Annotated in this window: 9 protein-coding genes; 8 read left to right on the top strand and 1 reads right to left on the bottom strand. The window is 46.4% G+C overall.

The annotated features are described in order from the left end of the window. Positions 1–188: 188 nt before the first annotated feature. From SCB77_RS00980 to SCB77_RS00970, 3 genes are all read left to right on the top strand, one after another. Complete coding sequence (locus SCB77_RS00980) at positions 189–1,307, top strand: phosphotransferase enzyme family protein (protein ID WP_320184568.1); 1,119 nt, start codon at positions 189–191, stop codon at positions 1,305–1,307. 5 nt (positions 1,308–1,312) lie between these two features. After that, entirely contained in the window at positions 1,313–1,954 is a 642-nt protein-coding gene (locus tag SCB77_RS00975) for a carbohydrate-binding family 9-like protein (RefSeq protein WP_320184567.1), read from the top strand. Between the two features lie 282 nt (positions 1,955–2,236). After that, positions 2,237–3,190 carry a sensor histidine kinase gene (locus SCB77_RS00970; protein WP_320184566.1) on the top strand — a complete coding sequence of 318 codons (954 nt, stop codon included), beginning with the start codon at positions 2,237–2,239 and terminating at the stop codon, positions 3,188–3,190. A 24-nt stretch (positions 3,191–3,214) separates the two neighbouring features. Here the strand turns inward: SCB77_RS00970 and SCB77_RS00965 are convergent, their stop codons facing one another. Further along, on the bottom strand, positions 3,215–4,807 hold the full coding sequence (locus SCB77_RS00965) for a sulfatase family protein (RefSeq protein ID WP_320184565.1): 1,593 nt from the start codon (positions 4,805–4,807) through the stop codon (positions 3,215–3,217). A gap of 190 nt (positions 4,808–4,997) precedes the next feature. On the opposite strand from SCB77_RS00965, the gene SCB77_RS00960 reads away from it, so the two are divergent. From SCB77_RS00960 to SCB77_RS00940, 5 genes are all read left to right on the top strand, one after another. After that, entirely contained in the window at positions 4,998–5,741 is a 744-nt protein-coding gene (locus SCB77_RS00960; RefSeq protein WP_320184564.1) for an ImuA family protein, read from the top strand. Between the two features lie 4 nt (positions 5,742–5,745). Beyond that, positions 5,746–7,248 carry a Y-family DNA polymerase gene (locus SCB77_RS00955; RefSeq protein WP_320184563.1) on the top strand — a complete coding sequence of 501 codons (1,503 nt, stop codon included), beginning with the start codon at positions 5,746–5,748 and terminating at the stop codon, positions 7,246–7,248. Beyond that, a complete protein-coding gene (locus SCB77_RS00950) occupies positions 7,245–10,394 on the top strand; it encodes an error-prone DNA polymerase (RefSeq protein ID WP_320184562.1) in 3,150 nt (1,049 codons plus the stop codon). The genes SCB77_RS00955 and SCB77_RS00950 overlap by 4 nt, the downstream gene beginning before the upstream one ends. Before the next feature lie 66 nt (positions 10,395–10,460). Continuing rightward, the gene (gene bla / locus SCB77_RS00945) at positions 10,461–11,363 is read left to right on the top strand and encodes a class A beta-lactamase (protein ID WP_320184561.1); all 903 of its coding nucleotides are present in this window, start codon (positions 10,461–10,463) and stop codon (positions 11,361–11,363) included. Between the two features lie 297 nt (positions 11,364–11,660). Then, complete coding sequence (locus SCB77_RS00940) at positions 11,661–12,125, top strand: acyl-CoA thioesterase (protein WP_320184560.1); 465 nt, start codon at positions 11,661–11,663, stop codon at positions 12,123–12,125. The last annotated feature ends 175 nt before the right edge of the window (positions 12,126–12,300 follow it).

The following is a 12,300-nucleotide window of genomic DNA, read 5'->3' as shown; positions in this document are numbered from 1 at the left end:
TGCGTATAACCGGTCTCTGCCATGTCAATTTCTTGTGCTTGAAAGGCCTGCAAAGAAAGGGCTGGCGCACTTTAGACAGGCTTTGAAAAAAGTGCAAACGTTTGCTTTCATTTAGCCCTTTTGTTTTTAATAATTATTTGGTGATATTGCGAGCTGATAGACCTAGAAGGTATTTTTAATTATATTTTATGTTTGATTGCAAAGATAGTACGATTATAGATTCGGTGAGTCATTTTGATATTGATGGCGATGTCATTAGTGTGGAACGATTTGGTTCTGGACATATAAACGATACTTTTTGCGTGAAGACAGATGGGCTGCAAGGGAAAAGTTACCTTTTGCAGCGTATTAATAACCACATTTTTTCCGATGTGGAAGGTCTTATGTCCAATACCAAGATCGTGCTTGATCATCTCAAGGCTAAATTGGCACACTTGGGCGACGAAGCCGTCGAGAAAGGTACCTTGACCTTGATTCCTACAAAATCTGGATCCCTTTATTTTAAAGATAGCGAAAATGGTTATTGGCGTATGTTTATCCTGTTGGAAGGCACCAAGAGCTATGATATTGTGGAGACGGAAGCGCAGGCCTATTCGGGAGGGCGTGCCTTTGGCGAGTTTCAGAAGCAGCTGGCCGATTTGGATGCGCGCGACCTGATCGAGGTGCTACCCAATTTTCACAATATAGACTTCCGTATGGGCAATTTGCGCGAGGCTATGGATGCTGATGCTGCTGGCCGACTGCAGGAGGTGGCCGCGCAATTGGATTTTATCTTCCTGCGCGAAGATGGCATGCGTAGCATATTGAAACGTGCCGCTGCAGGGGAGTTGCCCTTGCGCATTACCCATAACGATACCAAATTCAACAATGTGCTGCTCGATCAGGAAGATCAGGTGCAATGTGTTATCGATCTGGATACGGTGATGCCCGGCTATGTTGCCTACGATTTTGGTGATGCCATCCGTACTATCATCAATTCAGCGGCAGAGGATGAAGCGGATACCGCCAAGATATTGTTGAATATTCCGCTGTTCAAGGCCTACACGGCAGGCTATATCCGAGAAGCAAAAGACTTCCTCAACGAGGCGGAGATTGAATCGCTGCTGGAAGGGGTATTTCTGCTTCCCTTTATGCAAGCGGTGCGCTTCCTGACGGATTATCTGAATGGCGACACCTATTACAAGATACAGTATCCCGGACATAATTTGGTTCGCACCCAAGCGCAGCTTAAATTAGTAGCCGAATTGGAAGCGCATACGCCCTTATTGAAGCGTATTCTTCTGGATAGTTTTGAAACCAAAAATTAAGAGATATGGATAAATTGACGGTAGAATACTTGGATGTATCTCTGGTAGAGTTTGACTATTTTAATGTTGCTCGGCAAATGCGCGTGCTGCAGTGGCATGCGTTGTCCCAGCAGAATTGGCCCGATCAGTTTCCCGATAAGTCCCAAGTGAAATTTCAGGTCGCGCACAACAATCAAGGTGTTTTCTTGCATTTTGCGGTCGAAGAGGAATTTATCAAGGCACAATATGTCCGCCCAAATGAGTCGGTATGGGAAGACAGCTGTGTCGAGTTTTTTATATCTTTTGATAAGGGAGTCAATTACTACAACCTCGAATTTAACGTAGCCGGAACGGGGCTCATAGGCTATGGTCCCAAAATAAAAGCCGATAGGGCTCGCTTAAGACAGGAGGTCATCACCTCGGTGATGACGGCGACATCTATAGTAAGTCAACAAAACAACAAACGCTGGAGCATGCTGATGTATATACCAACTGCTGTATTTGTACATAGCCATCTCCCACATCTGTCGGGACTTTCAGCACAGGCCAACTTTTACAAATGTGGTGATGGACTGCCCAATCCTCATTTTTTATCTTGGAATGCCATAGACTGGCCAAAGCCTAATTTTCACCTGCCCGAATTTTTTGGCGATATCGTATTTCAATAGTTATACGTTACGTTATTATGAAAAATGGAGGATTGGCTTTTATTAAGTTCCTCTATTTTTTATGTATTCCCTTCGTTTTCCTTCCTTGCGGCTGGCCGAGTTTGTTATTTTCTGGCGATCATGTGAGTTGGACGTCAGTTCAATGTCGTATTTATACCTGAAATTTAAAATTAACCAAACTTTTATTTTAAGAATTTGTGTTAACTATCGAAATTTATAATAAATAAAAACTCGCCTTTTAAAATCGTATCACGACTTCCTTCGGAAGTTTAAGGGACATGTATGGAAAACGAAGTTACATTAATAGCATTGAACATTGTGCTTTTAGGTATAATGGCATGTTTGGGCTATCGGCTATGGCAGTTCACCAAAAGGGAACGACAGCTTAAGATCGAAAAGAAGAAGCTGATGATTAAAAACGCGAGGCATGAGCTTTTCTTTAAGCGTATGCAGCGAAAGAATCGTTCGCTTCGGCAAAAGGAAGATTTTAAACTGAAGATACTATCCGTAGCCTCCCATGACTTACGTACGCCCTTTCAAAATCTGAAAATGTTGCTGAGCCACGCGGAAGAATTGCGTTTTACCGAAAAAGATAATAAGTGGATCAATACGCTTCTCCACAATCAGATCCAAGTATCCGAAAAGGTGTTGGAAAATCTTCTTTTTTGGACATCCCAGCAGCTCGATATCAAAGAAACGAAGCTAGAGGCTTTTTCCGTATCCCAGCAGGTGGAAGCGGTGGTTCGTTTATTTGCCCTGCAGATGAACAATAAAAATATCTTGTTGAAAAATAGCATCGCCGAGAGTACGGTCGCATTTGGTAAAGTAGAGATGTTTCAGTTTGCTTTAAGAAACCTCTTAAGCAATGCGATAAAGTTTAGTCATGAAAATAGTAGCATAGAGATTGGCGCTTCCAAAGAACCTTTTTCTGTAGAATCTTTTGTGTATGTGCGTGATTATGGTTGCGGCATGGATCCTGTAGTGCTCAAGAAAATCAGAGAAAGGGAATACCAAACCAGCTTGTCCGGTACGAAAAATGAAAAAGGCAGTGGTTTGGGACTCGCGCTTTGTCAAGACCTGATCGCGCGGATTGGATGGCAACTGGATGTGCATAGCGTACCACAGCAGGGCACAACCTTCCAATTGCTATTGCCATTGAAATCAAAAGAAACACCCCTAAGGCAGCAAGTGCAAGAACTTACATTGCCCTTTCCTGTGCAGCAACTGGCGCTGTAGTGATGCTTGCTGGTTTAATCTGCATTACCCACCTTTGGGGAGGTAATGTAGATCGTTCTGTTCCGAATCCTTATACTTTTTACGTACTTTTTTGAGTTGTTGTATCATGTTCTTTTTCACGGTGGCATAGGCCGGATCATCGTATACATTCCGAAGCTCGTTCGGGTCTTTTTCTAGATCATATAATTCCCATTCATCTACATCATAATAAAAATGGATCAACTTATAACGATCGGTTCGTATGCCATAATGTCTTTTGACCATGTGTATGCTCGGGTATTCGTAATAGGTGTAATACACGACATCGCGCCAGTGGCTATCCCGTCCTGCCGCTAAGCGCCGAAAAGAGCTGCCCTGCATATCTTTGGGCGCCTTTATGCCGGCATAGTCCAATAATGTTGGCGCAAAGTCTAGGTTCTGCACCAAGGCATCTGACCGTTGGCCGGCAGCAATCTCTTTTGGATAGCGAATAAGGAGCGGTGTACGAAGCGATTCTTCATACATAAAGCGCTTGTCAAACCAGCAATGTTCCCCCAAATAGAAACCCTGATCGGACGTATAAATCACGATGGTGTTGTCGTCGATACCTTGTTCCTTCAAAAAGTCAAGCAATCTTCCTACGCCATCATCTACGGCAGCTACCGTGCCCAGATAGTCCTGCATGTAGCGCTGGTAGCGCCATTGCAACAGCTCTTTGCTAGACATCTTGGGATATGCTGCTTTAAAATTATCCATAATGGGCTGGTAGACGGAATCCCAAGCAGCGCGTTCTGTGCCGCTCATGCGGGCCAAATTGTTGTTGTAGGCAGCTTTGTCCCATTGCATATGCTCCTGTAGCCCTAGTTCGTCCATCATCGTAGGAGGTACTTTGTTGTCGCCGGCCCAGTTCATATGGCTGGCTATACTCATCTCGGCGGTCTTGGCCGCCGTGCCACGGCCCTCAAAAGTATCAAATAGCGTTGCCGGCTCTGGGTAGGTATTGCTGCTGTATTGCTTGATATGGCGCAGCGCAGGTAACCATTCGCGATGTGGCGCCTTTTGGTGATACAGCACGCAGAAAGGTTTTGATGTATCGCGCTCTGCAATCCAGTCGAGTACCATGTCTGTCGTCAGGTCGGTAACGTAGCCTTTGAGTTGCTGTTTCTTACCGTTTATAATAAAGTTGGGTTGATAGTATTCACCTTGATCGATTAACACAGCGGAATGGTCAAACCCTTCGGGCAAGCCGTCCATATGGATTTTGCCGATCAGCGCCGTTTGGTAGCCATTGGCCTGCAGTATCTTGGCAAAATTATCTTGGCTCCAGTAAAATTTTGCTTCATTATCTATCTTGCCATTGATGTAGCTGTGCTTGCCGGTAAGCAGCACGGCACGGCTGGGGGCACAAAGGGAGTTGGTGACGCTTGCACGCGTAAATAACAGCCCTTCCTTGGCCAGTCGATCTATGTTTGGAGTTTGGTTTAAACCATGTCCGTAGGCGCTAATGGCTTGATAGGCATGATCGTCACTCATGATGTAGACAATATTTGGCCGCTTGGAGCTACGTTGTGCCTTTGCCTCACCCATGTAACACAGCATAAATATAAGTGTCGTCGATAAAATTGTTAGCTTCCGCATCGCTTTATAATTAGGATGGCTAAAGATACGGTAAGTTTTTGAAAATGCTGTATCGAGGGAGACTTGCTAGCTTTTCTGTTGAAACTATAAGCGTGTATAGTAAACATACTATCCCATGTGAAAATTCAACAAAACTTTTTTACTAAAAAATTTAGTATTATGTTTGTGTTATAGAAAGGAGATGCGGCAGATGCAAGAAGCAATAAATAAACAAAAAACAATCACTGACCTACAAAGGCAGATTTTAGCTTGGCAAGGATTTAAGGAGCCCAATGGCCAATCGGCATCGTTGGGATTAGGAGAGCTGGAGCAGGCCTTTCCAGGGAACGTTTTTCCAGTAGGGGTCATTCATGAGTTTGTCACCTCCTGTGCAGAAGAAGAGGCTGCCAGTACCGGTTTTATTGCTGGTCTTTTGAGCGAATTGATGCGAAAAGGGGGGGCAGCACTGTGGATTGGCAATACACAAGAATTATTTGCGCCAGCCATTCGTACATTCGGGATAGAGCCCGACCGTATGGTCTTTATTTGTATGAAACGGGATAAAGATATTCTATGGGCATTGGAGGAAGCGTTGAAATGTGCGTCGCTATGTGTCGTTATTGCTGAGGTAAAGGATCTGGATTTTGTACAATCGCGCCGCTTGCAGCTGGTGGTTGAGCGTAGCAAGGTAACCGGCTTGGTGTTGCGTACGGCCACACGCATACAGATGACAACGGCCTGTGCGGTGCGCTGGCAGGTGCGCACTATGCCCAGTGTGGTTGTGGATGGGCTGCCCGGCGTAGGCTTTCCTGCATGGGAGGTAAGCTTGTTGAAGGTTCGAAATGGCAACCCCAGTCAGTGGCAGGTCGCTTGGCAGAACAACTCGTTCAGCATGAAACAGCGACAAGAGCTCCCTGTAAAACGTTCTAAAACGGAAAATCGTCAAGTAGGATAGTCTCATGCAAAAACGCTATGCGGTATTGTGGTTCCCTTATTTGCTGACAGATTGGTATTTACGTAGTCATGCCCAATATCAGCAGGTACCTGTCGTCTTTGTGATGCCGGTGCAAGGGCGTGTGTTGATCACGGCAAGCAATAACCTGGCTCAACAGCTGGGAGTGATGCCCGATATGCTGTTGGCAGATGCCCGAGCAGCGGTCCCGCAGCTGCATGTACTGCAGGATAAACCTTTGCGAAGAGAGAAGCTGTTAAAAGCATTGGCGTTATGGTGTATTAAATTCACACCAATAGTATCGCTTGATGAATATGGTAGTATTTTGTTGGATATCAGTGGATGTACACATCTTTGGGGGGCAGAACAAGATTACCTGTCGGCGATTGTCGATCAGCTTGCTAGTAAGGGCTATCAAGCATATCTCTGTAGTGCAGGTACCATTGGTGCCGCTTGGGCTGCTGCCCACTATAGTTGTGGAACTAGGCTTGTGGAGGAAGGTAAACAACTCGCTTTGTTGGGAGATTTGCCGCCAGAGGCGCTCCGCTTGGAGCGGAGCACGGTAGATCGCCTGTATAAACTAGGGTTTCGAACTTTGGCCAGTTTTGCCTCCATACCTGTTACGGTGTTGAAACGCCGGTTTACGGCCGATATAGTGACGCGCTTACAGCAGTTTCTAGGAAAAAGCGAGGAATATCTTACACCTGTGCAACCCATATTGCCCTACACGGAAAGATTGCCTTGCTTGGAGCCCATCTGTACGGATAAGAGCATTGAAGTAGCCATAGGCAAGCTTCTGAACAACCTGTGCCAACGACTGGCCGGAGAGGGAAAAGGATTGCGCAAAGCAAAGCTTTCCTGCTACCGTGTGGATGGAAAAGTGCAGTCGGTAGAGATTGGTACCAATCGTCCCTCGGCCCATGTACCCCATTTATGTGGGCTATTTTCCCAAAAGATAGGACAAATAGCCCCCGGATTGGGCATAGAGCTCTTTATCATGGATGCGCTTATGGTAGATGATGCGCCCTCGCTACAGGAGCTCTTGTGGAAGGGGAATATTGGCTTGGCTGATAACGATATTGTGGAGCTATTGGATAAGATCAAAGCCCGAGATCGCTATTGCCGCATCAATCGGTACCTTCCCAATGCACAGCATTGGCCAGAGCGATCCATCCGGCCGGCTGCTACACTGAACGAGAAGAAAACAATAGCTTGGCCTTTTGATAGGCCACGGCCCACCAGAATGTTGCACCCACCGCATGCCATTGAGGTCGCAGCTCCCATTCCGGACTATCCGCCCATGCTTTTTCGTTATCAAGGGCAGGTGCACCATATCAAAAGGGCGGATGGTCCAGAACGTATCGAGCGGGAGTGGTGGCTGGAAGCGGGCGAGCACCGCGATTATTATTATGTGGAAGATGAACAAGGGAGAAGATATTGGCTGTTTCGGTTGGGGCATTATACCACTGATGTGTCTCCCGAATGGTATTTACATGGCTTTTTTGCATGATGGATGAACAGTATATTGAACTTCAGGTAACCAGTAACTTTACGTTTCTCCGTGGTGCTTCCCATCCCGAAGAACTGATGGATCAAGCTGCCAGGCTGGGTTATCGGTCTATCGCCATGACGGATAGAAATAGCTTAGCGGGGATCGTCCGGGCGCATATTGCCGCCAAAAAGAAGGGTATTAGGTTCATTGTAGGATGCAGACTTGATTTGTTGGATGGCTGTAGCTTATTGGCATACCCTCAAAACAAAGCGGGATATGCGGTGTTGTGCGAACTGCTTTCCAAAGGCAACCTGCGCGCCGAGAAAGGCAAATGTCACCTTTACAGAGCAGATATTGCCTCCCATAATAAAGATATACTGTTTATAGCGGTGCCACCTGATCAATTAACGGCTGATTTTTCGCTGGAAGATAAGTATAGGGATGATATAGATTGGTATGTACAAGTTATTGGTAAACAGTTTTATTTGGGTGTATCCAAGTTGTACCTTGGTGATGATGACAAGCGTTTGTTTCGGGTGCAGGAGCTTGCTCATAAACTGCAATTGCCTGTCGTTGTTATAGGGGATGTGCATTACCATGAGCCCAGTCGCCGCGAACTTTCGGATATTTTAACCTGTGTGCGGGAGAAATGTACCATACAGCAGGCCGGTTACCTGCTGCATGCCAATGCCGAGCGCTATCTAAAGCCTATGGAGGAGATGGGGCGCCTTTTTCGCAAATATCCCGAAGCGCTGGCCAATACCTTGCAAATCGCCGCGGCATGCAGCTTCTCATTGGATCAATTGACCTATGTTTACCCCGAAGAGCTGACCCATGGTGGACGTACGCCACAACAGGAACTGGAAAAATTGGTTTGGGAAGGTGCGGCCAGACGTTTTAATGGGGATATTCCGGCGGAACATCGCGCGCAGATTCTAATGGAGCTGGAATTTATTGCGCGAAAGAACTATCCCTCGTATTTCTTAACGGTACACGATTATGTGCAGTTTGCTCGTAGCCGCGGAATTCTGTGCCAAGGACGAGGGTCGGCAGCCAATTCTATTGTTTGTTATTGTTTGGAAATAACAGCTGTTGACCCTACTAAGATTAAGCTTTTGTTTGCTAGGTTTATGTCGGATGCGCGTGATGAACCTCCCGATATTGATGTGGATTTTGAGCATGAACGCCGGGAAGAGGTTATTCAATATATCTATGAAAAGTATGGGCGAGATCGTGCCGCCATTGTAGCTACCGTTACGCAAGAGCGCGCAAAAGGAGCTCTGCGCGATGTGGGAAAGGCCATGGGATTATCGATGGATGCTTTAGGTAGATTGTCGCAAACTATTAGTTCACATTGGGATAGTGAATTGGATGTGGCGCGTTTTCGAGAGCATGGCTTTTCTGTGGATGATCCTCACTTCCGGAAAATATTGGAACTGACGGGCCAATTGATGGGATTCCCAAGGCAGTTGGGGCAGCATACTGGTGGCTTTGTGATTACGCAGGGCAAGATGCATGAGCTGTGTCCGCTCATTCCGGCGCGGATGGAAAACCGTACGAATATTGAATGGAACAAAGACGACCTGGAAGCCTTGGGCTTTCTGAAGGTGGATGTGCTGGGGCTCGGCATGCTGACCTGCATCCACAAGGCTTTCGATCTGGTGAAGGCACATTACGGAAAGGAACTTACGCTGTTTAACATCGATCCGGTTGATCCGCGGGTGTATGATATGATCAGCTTGGCCGATACACTAGGGGTTTTCCAAATAGAGAGCCGGGCGCAGATGTCCATGTTGCCGCGGTTAAAACCACGGGAGTTTTATGACCTCGTGATCGAGGTGGCTATCGTTCGCCCCGGGCCCATCCAAGGCGATATGGTGCATCCCTATCTACGTCGGCGAAACGAAGAGGAAGACATTGAATATCCTTCGGAGGAAATCAAAGGTATCCTGACAAAAACCAAAGGCGTACCCCTGTTTCAGGAACAGGCTATGGAAATAGCTATAGTCGCCGCAGGCTTTACGCCTGCCGAGGCCGACGCACTGCGTCGCAGTATGGCAACCTTTAAATCGAAGGGCGAGGTGAGCCAATTTCGAAAGAAGATGATCGATGGCATGCTGGCCAACGGGTATGAAGAGGAATTTGCCGCGCGGGTTTTCAAGCAGTTGGAAGGCTTTGGAAGCTATGGTTTTCCGGAAAGCCATGCCGCTTCTTTTGCACTTTTGGTATACATCTCCAGTTACATCAAATGCTATTATCCGGATGTGTTTGCCGCCTCCTTACTCAATAGCCAGCCCATGGGCTTCTACCATCCGGCCCAGATTGTGATCGATGCACAAAAGCATGGCATAACGGTGCTACCGGTGGATATCAACCATTCGCTGTGGGATAATACCTTGGAAGGCGAATATGGCTGCGAGTTCCACCAATTGCGTTTGGGGTTTAGGCAGTTGAAGGGATTGCAGGAGGATGACATGCAGCGATTGATCGCGGAGCGACATGAGGGTTATCATAGTATTGAACGGTTAGCGGATAGCATACCCCTTACGGCTTTGGAGAAATTGGCCGATGCTGATGCGTTTCGATCTATAGGGCTCGACAGAAGGCAGGCTTTATGGCAGGTGGCCGCGGTGCGGGATCGTCCGACAGCCTTGTTCAAAGGGCAATTGTCGTCCACGGCTGCAGAACCTCAAATTGAACTTCCTTTTATGATGGAGAGCGAGCATGTACTGCAAGATTATGCTAGCATGGGGCTTTCTGTCAAAGCCCATCCTGTGCATTTTCTGCGCGAGAAGTTGGATAAAAGACATGTTGTGCCAGCGCATAAACTTCCTTTGGTGAAAAACGGTATGCCGGTAAAGGTATGTGGTCTCGTGACGGTGAGGCAGCGCCCGGGAACGGCAAAAGGTGTGTTATTTGTGACCATTGAGGATGAGACGGGGTTTGCAAATCTGGTGGTATGGGCAAAGACTTTTGTTAAATATAGACGGGAGATACTACAGTCTAAACTATTGATGGTTAGTGGGGTTGTTCAAATAGAAGGGCAGGTGATCCATGTGGTTGTTAAGCAGTGCATCAACCTGAACGATTGGCTGTTGGAACTGGAACACACCGGCCAGCCCACGGCTGTCCAAGTTTTGCACAAAGGGCGTAATTTTAAGTAGCTATTGGTTTATTGCTGCCCTTTATCACTAACTTAGTAGGCAGATTAAAAACATACCTTTACACACATGATCAAACAGTTGCTATTCCTTGGTTTTGCCGTTATGCTAGGCGCATTTTCCGCCTCGGCGCAAATGCAGGCCCTGCAAACGCAAATTGAAGCGTACACGCAGGATAAAGATGCTATTGTGGCGGTAGCCATAAAACGTGGTAATGAGTCGGAAGCTGTATATGTTCGAGCGGCAGAACATTTGCCTATGCAAAGTGTGTTTAAGTTTCATATCGCTATAGTCATGCTAACAGCGATCGATAAAGGGCAATTTGCCCTGCAACAACCTGTCAAAATAAAGAAAAAAGACCTTACACCAGACATCTGGAGTCCGCTACGTGATAAGTATCCAGAGGGCGTTACCTTGGCACTGTCGGAAATCTTGCGCTATATGCTTGCCCAAAGCGACAATGTGGCTTGTGATATCCTGTTGAAAATGCTTGGCGGGCCAACTAAAGTTGATCGTTTCTTTAAAGATCGCCGGGTGCACGATCTGGCTATTGCCATCAACGAGAAAACCATGCAAAGCAATTGGGATATGCAATTTATGAACTGGACAACGGCTGCAGCCTGTACCGATCTGATGCGCACTTACTTGGCTAATAGCCAGCAGGAATTATCGGCAGCAAGCCACACTTTTCTATGGGACGTTATGAAGACAACTGAAACGGGCTTGAAAAGACTGAAAGGGGATCTCCCTTCAGGCACCATTGTAGCACATAAAACAGGGTTTTCGGGCACTAGGGGCGGGATTACTGCTGCCGTACATGACGCTGGCGTTATTTTTATGCCTGATGGCATACCGATTTTTATAACCGTTTTTGTAAGCCAGTCTAAAGCGGATTTAGCAACCAACGAAGCCATTATTGCAGCGATTGCTCGGATGACTTACGATTATTTCACGCAAGAAAAGAAACCATAAAAAAATCCTGAAGCGGGGAACTCCAGGATTTTACCAAACCAATTATTAACCTAAATTATGAAATTATACTACTTAAACGACGCTTGTTCGGCTGTAGTACCCTTGTCTGTTTTTCTTAACACTTTTTAACATTTCGAAGTTTTATCTGCTATTTCCTTGCAGATAGGCCCGTCTAATTCTTATTGCGACCATCGGTGGCGTCGGGTTTGCGGTGTTGCCGGCGTGCAAAAAAGATGAGTTTGGCAAACATTTGCCGATTGGCAAAGGTTAGTTAGAGAGCAAGCAATAAATGTCCATATGAATACACCTTTGATTTTTCAATTTATTTCGGAACCTTCCGATGTAAACTATGGCGGAAAAGTGCATGGCGGAGCCGTGATGAAATGGATCGACCAAGCTGGCTATGCCTGTGCCAGCACGTGGAGCAGCCGCTACTGTGTGACGGTTTATGTCGGTGGCATTCGTTTTTACCAGCCAATCAAAATCGGGCAGATCGTAAAAGTAGAGGCCCATGTGATCTATACGGGATCCAGTAGTATGCATATCGCAATTGATGTATATGCGCGCGATCTAAAAAGCAACAGCTTTGAGAAGAAAACGCATTGCATTATTGTTTTTGTAGCTTTGGACGATGACGGAAAAGCAACCCAAGTGCCGAAATGGATTCCGGTCACCGACGAGGAAAAACAACAAGAAGAATATGCCAAACGGCTCATGGGGCATCGTAAACAGATTGAGGAGGAGATGAAGCCTTTTTTGTAAACCATAATGAACCTGCCTCGTGGATTATTTGCGTTTCGCATCACAACATCACAAGTAGGTATATCACGCACGGAAAGAGCGTAGATATACCTGATGCGTGTGTATATAGGTGTTTTAACGTTTAACATGGAAATATTTGATTTGATTGCTATCGGCTTTTTTGTTAATTTGTAAC

Source organism: Sphingobacterium bambusae (genome assembly GCF_033955345.1).
Classification (GTDB): domain Bacteria; phylum Bacteroidota; class Bacteroidia; order Sphingobacteriales; family Sphingobacteriaceae; genus Sphingobacterium; species Sphingobacterium bambusae.
This window is presented reverse-complemented; position numbering and strand designations above follow the sequence as displayed.